A 17,834-nucleotide genomic window follows, 5' to 3' on the forward strand; every position below is an offset into this window, starting at 1 on the left:
TCAGGCCTCCTCAACAGCTGATTGAGTCGTCAAACTATCCACCAGCAATCCATCTTGCATGTGCATCTGGCGATCCATCTTTGCAGCTAGTTCGTTATCGTGTGTCACGACTAAAAAAGCAATATTCGACTCTTGGTTTAGCTCGCGCATCAAATCATAAATAGCGAGTGCAGTATTGTGATCCAGGTTACCAGTCGGCTCATCAGCCAGAACAAGATCTGGTTTATTAACCAAGGCACGAGCTATCGCGACACGCTGACGCTCACCACCCGACAGCTCCGATGGCCGGTGGTCGATACGATGACCTAAGCCGACTTTGTCGAGTAACGCTTTCGCAGCCGCTTTCGCTTCTGCCGCCTTGGCACCACCAATCAATAGCGGCATTGCCACATTCTCCAATGCCGTAAAATCAGCTAACAGATGATGAAACTGATACACAAAACCCAAATGCTTATTGCGTAAAGCCGCTTGTTTATTGGACCCCAAAGATGATAGGTCTTGCCCCAGAAAATCCACTTCACCATGGGTTGCATCATCAAGTGCACCTAGAATATGCAACAAAGTACTTTTACCAGAGCCAGATGAACCGACTATAGAAACCAACTCTCCCTTCTCAAGATCAAAACTGACCCCTTTTAGCACTTCCGTATCTAGAGCACCCTCACGGTAGACTTTACGAATATCACGACATTCTAATAGCTTATTCATAGCGAAGTGCCTCAGCAGGTTTAACAGAAGATGCTCGGTAAGAAGGATAAATCGTCGCGGTCAGGCTTAGAGCAATTGCCAGTACCACGACTAACAGAATCTGGGATGAATCAATCAAAATAGGCAGACGACCACCGAAAGAAAATAGCGCAACACCGGCAGCTTCAAGAATCGCGTTTAAGTTGAGTGATAACATCACTCCTGCCAAACCACCCACGATAGCACCGATCACACCGCTGCTTGCACCCTGAACCATAAAAATCGTCATCACTTGCGTTTGAGTCATACCCTGTGTTTTGAGAATGGCCACTTCAGATTGTTTTTCCATCACCACCATGATTAACGCTGATATGATATTAAACGCTGCAACACCCACGATAAGTCCCAGCATTAAGCCCATCATGTTCTTTTCCATTTTCACCGCCTGAAAAAGTTCGCCACGCTGAGCGCGCCAGTCACTCCACTGCCATCCCTGCGGCATTGGTTTGTTGGCAAATTCTGTTACCACAAATGGATCTGAAAAATACACACGCCAGCCAGATACGGTATCTTCCGGTAAGCGCATCAGCCTAGCCGCATCCGTCATATTAACGATCATAAGTTGCCCATCAACATCAGAGCCCGTATTGAAAATACCTGCGACAGTAAAGTTTCGTTGGCTCGGAATACGACCAATCGGTGTAAACTGCGTAGCATTTGTGACCATTAAACGCACTTTATCGCCGATAGAAACTTTTAGAGAGCGCGCTAAACTGTGTCCGAGAAAGACTTGATATTCGCCGGCCTGTAATGCCGATAAACGTCCTGCAATTAAGTAATTCGCTATCGGGTCTCGCTTTTTCGGCTCAATACCAATCAAATACCCTGCCGTTAGTTGCGCTGAGCTTTGTATAACCGCTTCACCACGAACAACAGGTTCCGGCTTCGCCAGTGCAGAAATATTCTGGATGAATTCAGGAGCTGATTCCGTAAACGGTGTTTTACCATCATTCTGAGAAATAACCGCGTGAGGCAGTACACCTAGAATGCGCTCTTTAAGCTGAGCTTCAAAGCCATTCATCACCGATAGCACAGTTACTAATGACATCACTCCGATGGTAATGCCTGCTGTCGACATATAAGACACAAATCGGCTAAACCTATCTCCGGAGCGTCCCCGAAGATATCTCAAACCAATAAATAATGAGATAGGATGATACATATAAGATAAATCAACTAGATGTTTAGATTTCGCTACGTTAGCCGTTATCTTACCTTACTCTTCTAATGAAAAAGACAAGATAATCGCTAAATTTGTCAACGACATGCAATAAGTCTGCATTTAGAACAAAAAGTTCAGGCCGGGAAACAGGTAAACTTGATAACTTTATTCAGTTAGCGATAATCAGTGCCTTACTCTCTGTTCAGATATGAAATCTGTCTTGATACTGAATCTCTACAGATAATGAAACAGAGAGAGCTCGCTGGCAAAAGGACCGACAAGATGACAGAGCAAGAATATTTCACCGTTCACCACAACCTGACAATAAACGTGGAAGCGTTAAGCACCAACTTTGCTTTGCCAGACGAAGAAACTTTCACTTCCGAAATACCGGCACCATTTATTGTTGCGAGTGAATTCAGCAAGTTAGACACATTAGCAGACAACGCGCGTTTAGAGCTGAAAAACAAAGAATTAAAGCATGTTATTGAACTGCTCGACACACAGAATACTAAACTTAACCTGCTGTTAAGCTTTATGCTGTCACAGCAAGACGACTCAGAAACCCGCTTTCAGACTACTCAGTTTGGGGCGAGTCAGCTCAGTTACCGTGCCGCTAGCGCGCTAGAATTAAACCAATTGGTGCGGGCAAAACTGTTCTTGGATCATCCGGCAGCAGCAATATACTGCTACGCTCAGGTGGTAGAATGTGAGTCAGCAGAACAGGGCTTTTTCATCACTCTGAAATACAAAATGCTCAGAGACACCGATCAGGATTTGCTGATTAAAGCCGCTTTATACCAACAACAAAAATTACTACGTCAGCGCTCACTGGAGCGAGATAACAAATAACTCCTATGACAAAAGCAACGATACTTTCCGTCACCAGTCCTTCTGAGCGTGGCGATAAAAAACAGTTAGGCAATTTACCGGGAGCAGCACTCCCGCTCGCGATTGCAGAACTAGCGAAACAGCACTCAAGTCATTCACTTCTTGTGGTGCCTGATCCGCAAATTGCCCTAAAGCTACAAGCAGAAATTGAACAGTTCACCGACCAGTCAGTGAGCCTTTTCCCCGACTGGGAAACACTGCCATACGATAACTTTTCCCCGCATCAGGAAATCATTTCAGACCGAATTGCGCGTTTGTACCAGTTACCGAATCAGAATAGCGGCATCACCATTGTTCCCGTCAGTACAGTATTACAACGCCAGTCACCGCGTGATTTCTTGCTGCAGCATACTTTAATGGTAAAAACTGGCGACCAGTTCTCACTGGAAAAACTGCGTGTACAACTCGAAAACTCCGGCTACCGACATGTAGACCAGGTTTTCGGCCCCGGTGAGTACGCCAGCCGAGGCTCTATTCTTGATCTGTTCCCCATGGGAAGTGATGACCCGTACCGAATTGATTTCTTTGATGACGAGATCGATACCATCCGTACTTTCGATCCGGAGAATCAACGTTCGATCGAAGACATTAAACAGATCCAGCTGCTTCCTGCACATGAATTCCCAACCACAAAAGAAGCAATTGAAGAGTTTCGCACTCGCTGGCGTACTCAGTTTGAAGCACGTCGTGAGCCTGAATCTATCTATATGCAGGTGACAAAAGGCACATGGCCGGCAGGTATCGAATATTGGCAACCACTGTTCTTTGAACACACCGAAACCTTGTTCGATTATTTACCTGACGACTCACAATTAATTATTTATGGCGATATTGAAACCGCAGTAGACACGTTCTTACATGACGTAGAATACCGCTACGACCAGAAGAAAATTGATCCTCTGCGTCCTCTGCTTGCACCACACGATCTGTGGTTGAAAAAAGATGAGCTTTTCACTCACTTTAAGCAGTTACCGCAAGCTCAGTTACACCTGGAGAAAATAGTTAAACGTGCTGGCCGTGAAAATCTGCCCGTTAAATCACTGGCAGAGCTTGGGGTTCAGCAACAGAACAAAGAACCTTTGGCTCGCCTGCGTCAGTTTAGCGAGCAGTTTACCGGTAAAATCGTTTTTTCAGTCGAGTCGGAAGGCCGACGTGAAGCGCTGACTGAACTTTTGCAAGGCATTAAAGTTCGCCCAGTGGTACACAAATCTTTGTACCAAGCCCTGGACTCAGATAACCGATTCAGTTTAATTCTCGGTGCGGCAGAGCACGGTTTTATCCATGAAGAACTTAACTTTGCGCTGATCTGTGAAAGCGATTTACTTGGTGACCGCGTTATTCAGCGCCGCCGCAAAGATAAAAAAGCCGTCAACAGCGATACCGTTATCCGCCACCTAGCCGAACTGAAGCCTGGTCAACCTGTGGTACATATTGATCACGGTATCGGACGCTATATCGGTCTGCAGACCCTTGAAGCAGGCGGTATGAAAACCGAATACGTTACGCTTGAATATCAAAATGATGCCAAGCTATATGTACCGGTGTCATCACTGAACCTCATCAGCCGTTATTCCGGCGGTGCAGAAGAAAGCGCACCACTGCATAAACTCGGCGGAGAAGCCTGGGCGAAAGCACGTCGTAAGGCAGCAGAAAAAGTCCGGGATGTCGCAGCCGAACTTCTCGACGTGTACGCTAAACGTGAATTGAAACCAGGATTTAAATTCGAGCTCGATCGCGGTCAGTACGCGACTTTCAAAGCCACCTTCCCATTCGAAGAAACCGACGATCAGTCCATGGCAATCAACGCGGTAATGTCGGATATGTGCCAAGCAAAAGCCATGGACCGTCTGGTATGTGGTGATGTTGGTTTTGGTAAAACAGAAGTCGCCATGCGAGCCGCCTTTGTAGCAACCGACAACGGTAAACAGGTAGCGGTATTAGTGCCAACGACTCTGCTTGCTCAGCAGCACTTTGAAAACTTCCGTGATCGCTTCGCTAATCTGCCGATTCGTGTAGAGGTGCTATCACGCTTTAAGTCGGCCAAAGAACAGAAAGTAATTCTGCAAGATCTAGCCGAAGGTAAAGTCGATATCGTGGTTGGTACACACAAACTGCTTTCGAGTGATATCAGGTTCAAAGATCTTGGTCTGCTTATCGTCGATGAAGAGCACCGCTTTGGTGTGCGCCAGAAAGAGAAAGTGAAAGCGATGCGTGCAGATGTCGATATCCTGACTCTTACCGCAACACCTATCCCACGTACGCTCAACATGGCGATGAGCGGAATGCGTGATCTCTCCATCATTGCAACTCCTCCGGCGCGTCGCTTAGCAGTCAAAACATTTGTCCGTCAGCGCGAAGAGCCTGTTATACGTGAAGCGGTATTACGAGAAATCATGCGTGGGGGTCAGGTTTACTTCCTGCACAATCAGGTAGAAACCATCGAAAAGACCGCCGAAGATTTGCAAAAACTGGTTCCGGAAGCGCGTATCACCGTTGCGCACGGCCAAATGCGTGAGCGTGAGCTAGAACGAATCATGAATGACTTTTACCACCAGCGTTTTAATGTTCTGGTGTGTACTACGATCATTGAAACAGGCATCGATGTACCGACCGCGAACACTATTATCATGGATCGTGCAGATAACCTTGGCCTGGCTCAGTTACACCAGCTGCGTGGTCGTGTTGGCCGTTCTCACCACCAGGCTTACGCTTACTTATTAACGCCTCACCCGAAAGCCATGACCAAAGATGCCATTAAACGTCTCGATGCAATTGCCTCTCTCGAAGATCTTGGCGCTGGCTTTACCCTCGCGACGCACGATTTAGAAATTCGTGGTGCCGGTGAACTACTTGGTGATGAACAAAGTGGGCAAATTCAGTCAGTTGGCTTTACACTGTATATGGAAATGCTTGAACAAGCAGTCGAAGCACTGAAAGAAGGTAAAGAGCCATCATTAGACGATTTGCTTCGTGAGCAAACAGAAGTTGAGATGCGTATACCAGCACTTTTACCTGATGATTACATTCCGGACGTTAATACTCGTCTTTCAATGTATAAACGTATTGCCAGCGTAACCAATGCTGATGAGCTATCTGAGTTAAAAGTGGAGCTGATTGACCGGTTTGGCCTTCTTCCTGATGCAGCGAAAAACCTGTTGGCCGTATCAGAATTGAAATTTTCTGCCGGCAACCTGAAAGCGAAAAAAATTGAAGCACATGATAAAGGTGGATTCGTAGAGTTTTACCCTGATGCTGACATAAATCCGATGTATTTGGTTAAACTTCTCCAGTCGCAACCGAAGAAATTTGCAATGGAAGGTCCAACTAAGTTCAAGTTTAGCGTACCATTAACAGACCGACGTAAACGCGTTCAGTTTGTGAAAGACTTACTGAATGATTTTAAACAGAATTTATTACCAACGAGCTAATAGTCGAATGAGAATACTGATCCCGTTATTACTTCTATGTGTCTCTATGCCTTCTTGGGCACAACGCCAATTTGATATTGAAGTAATCATTTTCAAGCGAGCAGTCGACGCTGAAAGCACGAGTGAATCCTGGCCAGACGAATTGCCTGAGATCGAAATGATGAATGTAGGCAGTTTAGATAGCGATGCTTATCGCTCTTCTAAAGGTGTCACTGTTCTGCCGAGTTCCTCGTTCCATCTAAACCCACAAGAAGCGGCTCTGAACAGTCATGCAGGATTTAAAGTGCTGAAGCATGTTGCATGGCGACAGGGAGATCAGGGCCAGCGCAGCGCACCTGTTTTTCGTATCGTCGGCGGACGAGACTTTTCTGAATCCTATTACGCTGATGGCAGCCCGAATGACGGCAGCAATACAACCTTTTCCAGTGATGGTTACAGTGAGTCCAACGTAAACGGCCCGCTGTACGAATTGGATGGCAAGATTCAGATCTACGTTCAGCACTATTTGTTTGCAGAAACGACAATGGATTTGAGGGAGCCTAGTGTCCGTCAAGTACGTTTAGAATCAACACCAACAGATCAGCTAACCGATGAGATGGGAATCATAGATGGAAATGTTCAAATTGGTAACTTAGCGGACGTTTCTCCAATGGTTACAGAAGAGAAGTTCCTTAAAACCTACCGACTGGATCAAAAACGCCGTATGCGAAGCGGCGAAACACACTACCTGGACAGCCCGTTAATGGGCATGATTATCCAAGTGCGTCGTGTGGAGTAACTAACAAAACCCCACAAAAGCGCAGCTCCGGCTGCGCTTTTGCTTTATAACTAGAGAGTTATTAGAAAACATTAAGCGATAGAAGCCCTACTGATTCATGAGCCCTGATTTCGAAATCATCACACCTCGCCTAGCTTTACGTCTCATTCCAGCCGAGGACGCAAATGCTCTGCATCATTTACTCGTTCACTCGCCTACCCTTCATACCTGGTTAGACTGGTGTAATGAAAACGTATCGCTAAAAGATACACAGGACTTTCTGCTTGCCACGCGCCTTAACTGGGTTAAAACCGAAGCCTTTGGCTTTGGCATTTATGATCGTGAGACTAATGCTCTATTGGGAATGGCAGCGGTAAACGAGCTTTATCACACCTTTAATATGGCAAGTATCGGATATTGGGTTGCGGACCGTTATCAGCGTCGCGGTTATGCGCAAGAAGCCGTCTGTGCTTTGGCTGAGTTCTGCTTTGCCAAACTAAGCCTGACTAGGATAGAAATCGTTTGCGATACCGAAAATACCGCCAGCCAGGCACTCATTGAATCCATTGGGGCGTGTAAAGAGACCATCGCGAGAAATCGTTTTATTTTCAAGGGCAAACCCAAAGATGGCGTGGTTTATTCGCTACTGCCGCAAGATCTCAGATAAACAAAAGCCGCTAAACAAAAGTTTGCGGCTTTATGGCTTTCTTATTCTGCTTTTTGGCAGTTATTTCGGCATGTTTTCCGTGATACGTTCGCGAATCAACTTGAGTGTTGACTCTGTTGACAGGTAATCAACCTCAATCGGGAAGTATGCATCATTGATTTGTAGTACTAAGCTGGGATAAGAGTTCACACCGAGGCTTCGCGCTAAGCTCAACTGGTCCTGGAATACACCCTCAAGCAAAGTCCCATCCATATCATTTTTAAACTGCTGAACATTCAAGCCGATTTCTTTAGCTAACTGCAGATGCGTCGCTTCTTCGTGCGGAGGTAGCGCCCGCAGGTAATACGCATGCTGGATAGCTTCAAGCATTTGCTCATAAGAATCCTGAAAACCTGCTGCAATCACTGCACGGCATGACTGATAAGTGCTTCTTACTGGGGTGCACAGTTTCCAGAAATCATAGTTGAACTTGGTACCTAGCTGACGTTCAATTTGCTGCCAGATCCCTTCAAGCTTTTGCTGCATTTCAGGAGGCATTGGCAAATTCGTATCCGGTGCAAGACCACCTACGACATATTCAAACTGAATCACACCTGGCAGTTGCTGCTTCAGTTTATCGATAGTTGGTTTGTAGCCCCAACACCAACTGCACATCGGATCATGCACGTAATAAAGCTTTATGTTCATTCCACTACCCTAAAAGAAAAAGGAGCCAATGCGGCTCCCTCGTATTCTATCGCAAATATGAGTATTTACGAATTACTCAGCTTCACCTTCAGCGCGAGCTGCGGCTTCTTTGATTAGAGGCTGAAGTTCACCCTTCTGGAACATTTCCAGAATGATGTCACAACCACCAATCAGCTCACCTTCAACCCATAATTGAGGGAAAGTTGGCCATTGTGCGTATTTTGGCAGCTCAGCACGGATGTCTGGGTTTTGTAGAATGTCTACGTAAGCGAACTTCTCACCACATGCCATCAGAGCTTGTGACGCTTGAGAAGAGAAACCACAGCTTGGCAGTTTCGGTGAGCCTTTCATGTACAGCAGGATTGAATTTTCAGAGATCTGCTGTTTGATTTTGTCGATAGTTTCCATCGCTTCCTCATTCATGGATGTGAACTTAAATATTTGCCACATTTTACTCAATAACGGCAGAATAAAAACCATATAATTGTTATGGTTTATGTAAGCACATGATTGAATGAGTAACTTAGCATTTCCTTACTACTCCATCCTGCGCTCAACTCAAAATAATTCTATATCGGGGTTTTAATAAAGTAAAAACTTGCTAAAATACCTAGCAAGTCAGTCGTACCGACTCAAAACGAATAAAAACACTGGAAGCAATCGAAAGGTTACCCTTTCATATCAACGGAGAATCGAGTAATGGCATTTGAACTACCAGCTCTTCCTTACGCGAAAGACGCACTAGAACCACACATCTCAGCAGAGACTCTAGATTACCACCACGGTAAGCACCACAACACTTACGTAGTTAAGCTAAACGGTCTTATCCCTGGCACTGAGTTCGAAGGCAAAACACTAGAAGAGATCATCAAGACTTCTACTGGTGGCGTATTCAACAACGCTGCTCAAATCTGGAACCACACGTTCTACTGGCACTGTCTAGCTCCAAACGCGGGCGGCGAGCCAACTGGCGCAGTTGCTGAAGCAATCAACGCAGCATTCGGTTCTTTCGAAGAATTCAAAGCGAAGTTCACTGATGCAGCAATCAACAACTTCGGTTCTTCATGGACTTGGCTAGTTAAGAAGGCTGACGGTTCTCTAGACATCGTTAACACTTCTAACGCAGCTACTCCACTAACAGAAGAAGGCGTAACTCCTCTTCTAACTGTTGACCTTTGGGAACACGCGTACTACATCGACTACCGCAACGTACGTCCTGATTACATGAACGGCTTCTGGGCTCTTGTAAACTGGGATTTCGTAGCAGAGAACCTAGCGAAGTAATTCACTTCCCCCTCAGTTCAATTTAGTCTTATATAAAAGCCCGCTATTACAGCGGGCTTTTTATTTCTTCGAGTTAAAACTCAGCTTTAAAATTCTCTTTTTCCTAAAGTTCTTCTGCGATACGCCGCTATAAAGGCATCTCAAGAGGAACATCATGCAAATTCATACTTTAGACAAAGCGGCAATAATTAACGAACTTCAGTTCGGCAATGGTATCAACCATGCTGTTCACGAAGGGCGTCGTGCTGACTTTGCTCTGATTTTGTCTATGTTTTCGAACGACGTTCGCGATGTAGTTCCGGTAGAAAAAGTTGAAGAGACGAACACCAATGACGCGATCCTCCGTCAGCAATTTGGCCTCTCCCAACCACAAACTTTACGCTCCGACAGCAGCAGTTACGAGCTCGCTGCAGAACAAGCTAACCAGTTTCACAGTGCCGGTTTACCGTCAGCGAAGCTCAGCCATTACCTCAAGCCTGATGCACTGACCTATTTACCAGAAGATACCTTTGATCTTCCGGAAGAGGTGTACCAAAACTTATCAGGGCACGAACGACGCAATTTAGGTGAGCGAAATAAAACGCTCATTCCAGATGCTGGTCTTTACAATCAACTCGTCACCGCTCAGCGCCAATACCAACTCCAAACTCAGGCTTAGTGATCGAATTTTGAGCACCCACTTGCACTGGTAACACGCCCGAAATGTGACGCCTTACCGATTCCCATACAATAAATTTTCGTCAAAAGCGTTAGTTTGAAGCTTTTCACACTGAGTGGTTCAAATGTAATCCATGCTAGTAGCACAAACCTCTGATTTTCACTGAGCAGTGAGGGTGCTATGAATATTAAAGAATCAATCATACTCGTCACATCCGCAGGTTCGCTTATCGGCAGAACGTGCGCTAGTCATTTTGCACACCTTGGCGCGACATTGATTCTATGTGACCAAAGCTCCGCACCTCTGAAGGCCACCTACGACGAAATCAGCGCGTTCACCGAGAAGGTTTACGCCATGCGTGTGTGTAGTAACGACCCAACATCAGTACACTTATTATTTGATCAGATAGAGTCTGAGCTAGGTACGATGCCAGATGTCGTTGTCAATTGCTGGACGAGTTCACCCATGCCCGGCTTAATGACACCAGAGCCAATGAGTACCTATGTTGATCACCTCTCTTCTGCCGCTAGTTTTCTTTATACCTATGGCCAGGTATCAGCAGAACGCTTCCGAACCCGTAATAAGAAAGGTGTAATCGTCAACGTAATCTCACATGACAACCACGAAGATCTGACTGGTGTAGAAAGTATGGCTGCTTTGGTGTCCGGGTTTACCTATAGTTGGGCAAAAGAGCTTACCCCTTTTAATATAAGGGTCGGAGGTGTCATCCCTTCAGTAACCCACACCAAAGAAGATTTAGACGAGTTCCATTGGGCGGAAATGCAAGATGAGTTGGTGCGTAATACGGCGTACATTATCGCTAATGAGTATTTTAGCGGAAGAGTGGTTTCTACTGAGGTTTAACGACCAACTTTCCCCTCTCGCGGGTACATTTCAGGACGATACATACGAATAAAAAAAGCCCCAGTCTGTGACTGGGGCTTCTGCTTTTTCCCGATTAAGGTTTCGTGCTAGCGAAAACCTTTCTCAAATCAACACTTACTTACGCGTCAGCTTTTTCTTTCTTAGCTTTAGGCGCAGATTTTGCTGCTTCTTGGTCTGCTTTTTTCTTGATTACTGTAGTACCTTCGAAAGTTTCACCTTCAACGAAAGCTTTACCGTAGTAAGAAGCAGTCAGAACTTCTTTCAACTCGCTGATTAGAGGGTAACGTGGGTTCGCACCAGTACACTGGTCATCGAACGCTTCAACCGCTAATTCATCTAGTTTCGAGATGAAGTCAGACTCAGCAACACCTGCCGCTTGAATAGACATTGGGATGTCTAGGTTCACTTTTAGCTCATCCAACCATGCTAGTAGACGTTCAATCTTCTGAGCAGTACGGTCACCTTCTTGGCTTAGGCCTAGGTGGTCAGCAACCTCAGCGTAACGACGACGTGCTTGTGGACGGTCGTATTGAGAGAATGCAGTCTGCTTAGTTGGGTTGTCGTTCGCGTTGTAACGTACCACGTTAGAGATTAGTAGTGCGTTCGCAAGGCCGTGTGGCAAGTGGAACTCAGCACCAATCTTGTGCGCCATTGAGTGACACACACCCAGGAATGCGTTCGCGAATGCAACACCAGCGATAGTTGCTGCGTTGTGTACTTTCTCACGAGCGATTGGGTCGTTTGCACCGTTCGCGTAGCTTGATGGTAGGTACTCTTTCAGCATCTTAAGTGCTTGAAGAGCCTGACCGTCAGAGTACTCGTTAGCAAGAACAGACACGTAAGCTTCAAGAGCGTGAGTTACTGCGTCGTAACCACCGAACGCTGTTAGAGACTTAGGCATGTTCATTACTAGGTTAGCGTCAACGATAGCCATGTTTGGCGTGATTTCGTAGTCTGCTAGCGGGTACTTAGCACCAGTTTTGTCGTCAGTAACAACCGCGAAAGGAGTAACTTCTGAACCAGTACCTGAAGTAGTAGTAATACAAACAAGCTCAGCTTTCTTACCCATTTTAGGGAACTTGTAGATACGTTTACGGATATCCATAAAGCGCATAGCCAATTCTTCAAAGTGAGTTTCTGGGTGCTCGTACATTACCCACATGATCTTAGCTGCATCCATTGGTGAACCACCGCCAAGCGCTAGAATCACGTCTGGTTGGTAGCTAGCCATTTGAGCTGCACCTTTTTCTACTACTGATAGTGTTGGGTCTGCTTCAACGTCGAAGAATGTTTGAACTTCCATACCTTGTGCTTTAAGCAAGCTTACTACGTCATCAGCGTAACCGTTGTTGAATAAGAAACGGTCAGTAACTAGGAATGCACGTTTCTTACCTTCTAGATCGCTCAGTGCGATTGGAAGGCTACCACGACGGAAGTAGATTGACTTAGGTAGTTTATGCCACAACATATTTTCAGCTCGCTTCGCAACAGTTTTCTTGTTGATTAGGTGTTTAGGACCTACGTTCTCAGAGATAGAGTTACCACCCCAAGAACCACAACCTAGCGTTAGAGAAGGCGCAACGTTGAAGTTGTACAAGTCACCGATACCACCGTGAGTAGTCGGGATGTTGATTAGGATACGTGCAGTCTTCATCTTGTCACCGAAGTAACGGATACGGTCTGCGTTTGTATCTTGGTTAGTGTAAAGACCAGATGTGTGGCCGATACCGCCAATCTCAACCATAGTTACTGCTTGAGCAACTGCGTCTTCAAAGTTGTCAGCACGGAACAGACCCAGAGTCGGAGACAGTTTCTCGTGAGCAAATGCGTCATCGTAAGAAACTTTACCAAGACCTTCACCAACAAGTACTTTAGTATCTGCAGGAACCTTAACACCCGCCATTTCAGCGATTGCATGTGCTGGTTGACCAACGATTTTCGCGTTTAGTGCACCATCGATAAGAAGAACTTTACGAACTTTCTCTGCTTCAGGCTTGCTTAGTACGTAAGCTTTGTGAGAAGCAAAACGCTCTTTCACTTCGTCATATACTGAATCAACAACGATTGCTGCCTGCTCAGAAGCACACACTACGCCGTTATCGAAAGTCTTAGACATTAGAATAGAAGCTACAGCACGTTTGATGTCTGCAGTTTCGTCGATAACTACTGGAACGTTACCTGCACCTACACCGATTGCTGGCTTACCAGAAGAGTAAGCTGCTTTAACCATGCCTGGGCCACCAGTTGCAAGGATAAGTGCGATATCATCGTGCTTCATAAGAGCGTTTGATAGCTCAACAGAAGGCTGGTCAATCCAACCGATGATGTCTTTTGGCGCGCCTGCTGCTACCGCTGCATCCAGAACAAGTTTAGCTGCATCGTTAGTTGAGTTTTTCGCACGTGGGTGTGGTGAGAAGATAATACCGTTACGAGTTTTCAGAGAGATTAGAGATTTGAAAATCGCAGTAGATGTTGGGTTAGTAGTTGGTACGATACCGCAGATGATACCTACAGGCTCAGCGATAGTCATAGTACCTAGATTGTCATCCTCTTCCAGGATGCCACAAGTCTGTTCGTCTTTGTATTTGTTGTAGATAAATTCAGAAGCGAAATGGTTCTTGATTACTTTATCTTCAACAATACCCATACCAGATTCTTCAACCGCTTGCTGCGCTAGAGGGATACGAGCTTGGTTAGCAGCAAGAGACGCAGCACGGAAGATTTTATCTACTTGCTCTTGAGAGTAAGTAGAGAACTCTTCTTGCGCTTTTTTAACGCGAGCAATCATTGCATCTAGTTCAGCCATATTAGTTACAGGCATAGGGATTCTCCTAAAATTAACAAATATTAAAAACTTTTTAGTAAGTCTATTGCTTATATCTTCTTACTGATAATCAGCCACTTAACAAAACGAACGACTTAGTAAATTGCTTTCATGGCTGAGTATAATATTTCACTGTGTGAAAAAAATTGACTTGGATCAGTTCTCACTATCGAATTACTACCAAAGTAGTGGTTTACCACAACAAATCAACACAAGCTATTGATATATAATCTTTTATTTACCAAAAACAATTAGAGCAAAAAAACAGCAAATAGATATAAAAATTAAATAAACAACATCAACATGTAAAAAAGTTTCATTTTTAGACAAACAAATTACATGTATGCCTAAATTCATGTGCTACTGCGAGTATATCGAAATGAGTCACCTCTATGCAATCAACCTTTGTTCTGTTCAAAAGCTTGCATAAGTTATGCGCTTGAGTAAGGCGTAGCTGTTAAACAATAGCATCCTACGCAACATTTGATTTGCAGATCAGATACAGTTTATTAAAAAATTAGTTTTTCTCACAAATAACATGGGAAATAGGTTAGTTTTTTTCATTTCTTAACGACGCAGTTTTCACTTACAGTAGCGCCCGATATCAAATCGCGTGACTAGAAAGCGATTTAGATATCCTACTCTCTTCGTTTTTCACTTTTGTGAATTTATATGAGCACGCACTATGCAAACTTTAGAGCTAGCGATCTTCTTACAGTTTTTTTTTAGGTCTGGTCGCGGCAGTAAACCCTGTGGGTATCATGCCTGTATTCGTATCTTTAACCGGGCATATGACTCCGGAAGAAAAGAGAAAAACCGCCACCACAGCCAACATTGCTGTTGCCATCATCCTCTGTATTTCATTATTGGCAGGTCAGTTGCTATTAGATATGTTCAGTATTTCTCTGGATTCGTTCAGAGTTGCAGGCGGGTTGCTACTATTAAGCATCGCGTTCTCAATGATGAGCGGTAAGCTGGGTGAAGATAAACAGAACAAACAGGAAAAAACGGAGTACGTGAGCCGCGAACAGATCGGTGTTGTTCCGTTAGCGATGCCCCTGATGGCCGGGCCGGGTGCTATCAGCTCTACCATCGTTTATGGCGCGCGCTATCCAACCATGCTGGATACTGTAGGTATCAGTATTACCATCGGCGTGTTCTGTTTCTGCTCTTGGTTGTTATTTCGTTCCGCGCCTTTAATCGTGCGATTTTTAGGTCAGACTGGCATCAACGTCATCACCCGTATTATGGGTTTGATCCTAGGTGCGCTCGGTATTGAGTTTATTGCGAATGGATTGCGCAACCTGTTTCCCGGATTAGCCTGATTTTCTATAAACTTGTATGATAGAGCGATTCAATAATGGATCGCTTTGTCATGAAGACTCATTCTCTCAAAAACACACTCTACGTTACGATTTTTGGTACACACACCAAAGCCGGGCGTACGTTCGATATCGCACTCATCATCGCGATCATCTGCTCTCTGATTATACTCATACTCGACTCTATCCCGTCTGTAAGTGCAAAATGGGCACAAGAGCTCAAGTATATGGAATATACCTTTACAGGTTTGTTCACGATTGAATATTTACTGCGCTTATATTGCTCACCTAAACCCGCCGCTTATGCAAAAAGCTTCTACGGTGTTGTTGATTTACTCGCAATACTGCCAACCTACTTAGTATTGTTCTTCCCGTCGGCGTCATTTATGGGGGTAATAAGAGCAATCCGGGTAATGCGTATTTTCCGGATCCTAAAGCTGGTTCGATATCTACAAGATTCAAATGTTCTTCTTCGTTCGTTGCTCATGGCTCGCAGGAAAATATTTATATTTTTTAGTGCCGTTGCAATTCTTGTAACGATTTTTGGCTCACTGATTTTTATCGTAGAAGGGCCTGAAAATGGATTTACCAGTATTCCGAAAAGCATTTACTGGGCGATTGTGACAATTACCACGGTTGGATATGGCGACTTGGTTCCGCAAACCAGCTTAGGTAAAGCGCTGGCATCCATGACAATGTTGCTTGGTTATTCAATCCTCGCCGTACCAACAGGTATAGTAACCGCAGAACTCCATCAGGAAATGCAATCCCATAAAGTACTGGTTAAATGTCCTAACTGCTCACAGGCCGGTCATGATTCAGACGCTATCTACTGCAAACATTGCGGCAGTGAGTTGGCCGACCCGGACAAACGAGTGGTATCGGTCGAGAGCAAAAGCGATTAGAAGTTTTGATGAGCTAACAATAACGCGGTTGGTTGTACTCAGCGGAGATAACAAATTTTTCTGGGGTATACACTTCATAGCCACCAGAAGGGTAACGATTTTTAGCTAGGTACATCATCTGATCTGCCTGACAGATTAGAGTATCTGCGTTACTTGAGTCTTTAGGGTACACTGCGACCCCGATACTTGGAGGCGCAACAGCAGTGACACCATTTTCTAGCAGGTGTGGCTCCGAAAGCGCCTTAATAACTTTTTCAGCTATGTTGTTAATAACAGAGGTGCATTCGATATTTTTCAGTAATATCGTGAATTCATCGCCCCCGACGCGAAAAATGTGATCAGAAGATCGAAACAATTTTTTAAGCCTCTGCCCGACATTTTTAATGATCTGATCGCCAGCTTTGTGGCCGAATTTATCATTCGCCTCTTTAAACTTGTTGAGATCAAGATAAAACAGGACATGATTGGAATTGTCGTCGCAAGATTCACGATGGAGATTATCCAGACACTGGGTGAAAGAGCGACGGTTCGGGACTTCCGCCAGTAAATCGATATGCGCGTATTCGTAGAGCTTCTCATGCATCTCTTTCTGCTTCGAGATTTCCTGAAACGTTCCCACAACCACTAAAGGTTGGTTGGTCTCTTTATCACGTTTAATAATGCGACCACGGATGAGTATCCATACCCAATGACCCCTTTCATGTTGCATCCTGACTTCGCTTTCATAGAACGCGTCTTCACCTTTTAAGTTGACTATATTACCAGGGTTAAAGTGGGACTTTTCCCAGTCACTCTGATGACAAATCCGCTGGGCCTTAGTCATATTCCATTTATTGAGAGGCCAGCCCTCAAAGCCTATTAGCGATAACGCTAAATCACTGACGGCCAGTCTGTCACTGTCAACAAACCACTCCCACGTACCAACATTGGCGCCCCAAATTACATCGGATAAACGCTTTTTTTCTACTTCTAACAGGTATTTAGTTTTGCGCTGCAGCGACATCTGTCTTGCTAATGCGGCTGATAATGCTATGAGTAACAACGAGATAACCAAAAGAACTGCAACTTGCTGATGATACCTGACATTTAGCTCTTCAGCTTGTTCATTAATTACGTCTTCTAAGCGGTTTTGGTAATCCCATAATCCTTGTTGTGCTTTTTTAAACTCGGAAATATCACGAATGATCGAGTACAACAAGATTTCGCCATTATAGATAGTAGGTATTGAGGAGACTTCAACGGTTCTGAGTTCGTTGTTGGATAGACGGTGTGGGAAAATAAAGTAATTACGGTTTTCTTCTTTGGCTAACGCCATTTCTTTAGCAGTCGCTTCCCGGCTGAGTGCATTAATTTTAAAGACACTCATAGACTCTAACTGCGCAGTTGAGTAACCATAAAACTCACTTGCTGCACGGTTTGCTTTGATGATTTGACCATCGCCTGGTCTTATCAACAACATGATAACGTGGTGCTGTTCAAAAGCCTGCTGCCAGTTCAACGTAAAAGAAGATACAGGAAAACTGAACAGTATCAGTACAAGAGTAATATAACTTTTAAAGCGACATCGTAGCTGCATAAAATGGCTTATCTTTTTCTGCTCAATGGGCAGAGGAAACA

14 protein-coding genes and 1 pseudogene are annotated in these 17,834 nt (G+C 44.8%); 9 read left to right on the forward strand and 6 right to left on the reverse strand.

From position 1 onward, the window contains the following. Entirely contained in the window at positions 1–708 is a 708-nt protein-coding gene (gene lolD, locus KHN79_RS09230; RefSeq protein ID WP_182008512.1) for a lipoprotein-releasing ABC transporter ATP-binding protein LolD, read from the reverse strand. Next, the gene (gene lolC / locus KHN79_RS09235) at positions 701–1,909 is read right to left on the reverse strand and encodes a lipoprotein-releasing ABC transporter permease subunit LolC (protein ID WP_182008513.1); all 1,209 of its coding nucleotides are present in this window, start codon (positions 1,907–1,909) and stop codon (positions 701–703) included. Before lolC ends, lolD begins: the two co-directional genes overlap by 8 nt. Before the next feature lie 282 nt (positions 1,910–2,191). Between lolC and KHN79_RS09240 the strand changes: the two genes are divergently transcribed. From KHN79_RS09240 to KHN79_RS09255, 4 genes are all read left to right on the forward strand, one after another. Then, entirely contained in the window at positions 2,192–2,761 is a 570-nt protein-coding gene (locus tag KHN79_RS09240) for a PilZ domain-containing protein (RefSeq protein WP_182008514.1), read from the forward strand. A 5-nt stretch (positions 2,762–2,766) separates the two neighbouring features. Then, entirely contained in the window at positions 2,767–6,228 is a 3,462-nt protein-coding gene (gene mfd, locus KHN79_RS09245) for a transcription-repair coupling factor (protein WP_182008515.1), read from the forward strand. Between the two features lie 7 nt (positions 6,229–6,235). Then, complete coding sequence (locus KHN79_RS09250) at positions 6,236–7,006, forward strand: peptidoglycan binding protein CsiV (RefSeq protein ID WP_182008516.1); 771 nt, start codon at positions 6,236–6,238, stop codon at positions 7,004–7,006. Between the two features lie 97 nt (positions 7,007–7,103). Then, a complete protein-coding gene (locus tag KHN79_RS09255) occupies positions 7,104–7,652 on the forward strand; it encodes a GNAT family protein (RefSeq protein WP_182008517.1) in 549 nt (182 codons plus the stop codon). 60 nt (positions 7,653–7,712) lie between these two features. On the opposite strand, the gene KHN79_RS09260 is transcribed toward KHN79_RS09255, so the two are convergent. Both KHN79_RS09260 and KHN79_RS09265 read right to left on the reverse strand, forming a co-directional pair. Next, a complete protein-coding gene (locus KHN79_RS09260; RefSeq protein WP_182008518.1) occupies positions 7,713–8,339 on the reverse strand; it encodes a DsbA family protein in 627 nt (208 codons plus the stop codon). Positions 8,340–8,411: 72 nt separating this feature from the next. Then, positions 8,412–8,747, reverse strand: a complete 336-nt coding sequence (locus KHN79_RS09265) for a Grx4 family monothiol glutaredoxin (protein WP_182008886.1) — start codon at positions 8,745–8,747, stop codon at positions 8,412–8,414. Positions 8,748–9,038: 291 nt separating this feature from the next. On the opposite strand from KHN79_RS09265, the gene sodB reads away from it, so the two are divergent. From sodB to KHN79_RS09280, 3 genes are all read left to right on the forward strand, one after another. Beyond that, a complete protein-coding gene (gene sodB / locus KHN79_RS09270) occupies positions 9,039–9,623 on the forward strand; it encodes a superoxide dismutase [Fe] (RefSeq protein WP_182008519.1) in 585 nt (194 codons plus the stop codon). A gap of 154 nt (positions 9,624–9,777) precedes the next feature. Continuing rightward, positions 9,778–10,281, forward strand: a complete 504-nt coding sequence (locus tag KHN79_RS09275; RefSeq protein WP_182008520.1) for a VC2046/SO_2500 family protein — start codon at positions 9,778–9,780, stop codon at positions 10,279–10,281. Between the two features lie 180 nt (positions 10,282–10,461). Beyond that, positions 10,462–11,145: an SDR family oxidoreductase gene (locus KHN79_RS09280; protein WP_182008521.1), complete on the forward strand. Its 684-nt coding sequence runs from the start codon at positions 10,462–10,464 to the stop codon at positions 11,143–11,145. A 139-nt stretch (positions 11,146–11,284) separates the two neighbouring features. Here the strand turns inward: KHN79_RS09280 and adhE are convergent, their stop codons facing one another. Continuing rightward, a complete protein-coding gene (gene adhE / locus KHN79_RS09285) occupies positions 11,285–13,987 on the reverse strand; it encodes a bifunctional acetaldehyde-CoA/alcohol dehydrogenase (RefSeq protein ID WP_182008522.1) in 2,703 nt (900 codons plus the stop codon). 688 nt (positions 13,988–14,675) lie between these two features. On the opposite strand from adhE, the pseudogene KHN79_RS09290 reads away from it, so the two are divergent. Then, a pseudogene (locus KHN79_RS09290) lies at positions 14,676–15,315 on the forward strand (YchE family NAAT transporter). 35 nt (positions 15,316–15,350) lie between these two features. Continuing rightward, complete coding sequence (locus KHN79_RS09295; protein WP_182008524.1) at positions 15,351–16,217, forward strand: ion transporter; 867 nt, start codon at positions 15,351–15,353, stop codon at positions 16,215–16,217. Positions 16,218–16,230: 13 nt separating this feature from the next. Here the strand turns inward: KHN79_RS09295 and KHN79_RS09300 are convergent, their stop codons facing one another. Further along, entirely contained in the window at positions 16,231–17,793 is a 1,563-nt protein-coding gene (locus tag KHN79_RS09300) for a sensor domain-containing diguanylate cyclase (protein WP_182008525.1), read from the reverse strand. Positions 17,794–17,834 lie beyond the last annotated feature (41 nt).

The organism is Vibrio sp. B1FLJ16, from assembly GCF_905175385.1.
GTDB lineage: Bacteria > Pseudomonadota > Gammaproteobacteria > Enterobacterales > Vibrionaceae > Vibrio.

What these genes read in the sequence shown, in the direction of transcription:
- mfd (WP_182008515.1), top strand. Translation starts at nt 2,767, where the DNA reads ATGACAAAAGCAACGATACTTTCCGTCACCAGTCCTTCTGAGCGTGGC.
- KHN79_RS09265 (WP_182008886.1), bottom strand. Translation starts at nt 8,747, where the DNA reads ATGGAAACTATCGACAAAATCAAACAGCAGATCTCTGAAAATTCAATC.
- KHN79_RS09240 (WP_182008514.1), top strand. Translation starts at nt 2,192, where the DNA reads ATGACAGAGCAAGAATATTTCACCGTTCACCACAACCTGACAATAAAC.
- KHN79_RS09300 (WP_182008525.1), bottom strand. Translation starts at nt 17,793, where the DNA reads ATGCAGCTACGATGTCGCTTTAAAAGTTATATTACTCTTGTACTGATA.
- KHN79_RS09295 (WP_182008524.1), top strand. Translation starts at nt 15,351, where the DNA reads ATGGATCGCTTTGTCATGAAGACTCATTCTCTCAAAAACACACTCTAC.
- adhE (WP_182008522.1), bottom strand. Translation starts at nt 13,987, where the DNA reads ATGCCTGTAACTAATATGGCTGAACTAGATGCAATGATTGCTCGCGTT.
- lolC (WP_182008513.1), bottom strand. Translation starts at nt 1,909, where the DNA reads ATGTATCATCCTATCTCATTATTTATTGGTTTGAGATATCTTCGGGGA.
- KHN79_RS09255 (WP_182008517.1), top strand. Translation starts at nt 7,104, where the DNA reads ATGAGCCCTGATTTCGAAATCATCACACCTCGCCTAGCTTTACGTCTC.
- lolD (WP_182008512.1), bottom strand. Translation starts at nt 708, where the DNA reads ATGAATAAGCTATTAGAATGTCGTGATATTCGTAAAGTCTACCGTGAG.
- KHN79_RS09275 (WP_182008520.1), top strand. Translation starts at nt 9,778, where the DNA reads ATGCAAATTCATACTTTAGACAAAGCGGCAATAATTAACGAACTTCAG.
- KHN79_RS09250 (WP_182008516.1), top strand. Translation starts at nt 6,236, where the DNA reads ATGAGAATACTGATCCCGTTATTACTTCTATGTGTCTCTATGCCTTCT.
- KHN79_RS09280 (WP_182008521.1), top strand. Translation starts at nt 10,462, where the DNA reads ATGAATATTAAAGAATCAATCATACTCGTCACATCCGCAGGTTCGCTT.
- KHN79_RS09260 (WP_182008518.1), bottom strand. Translation starts at nt 8,339, where the DNA reads ATGAACATAAAGCTTTATTACGTGCATGATCCGATGTGCAGTTGGTGT.
- sodB (WP_182008519.1), top strand. Translation starts at nt 9,039, where the DNA reads ATGGCATTTGAACTACCAGCTCTTCCTTACGCGAAAGACGCACTAGAA.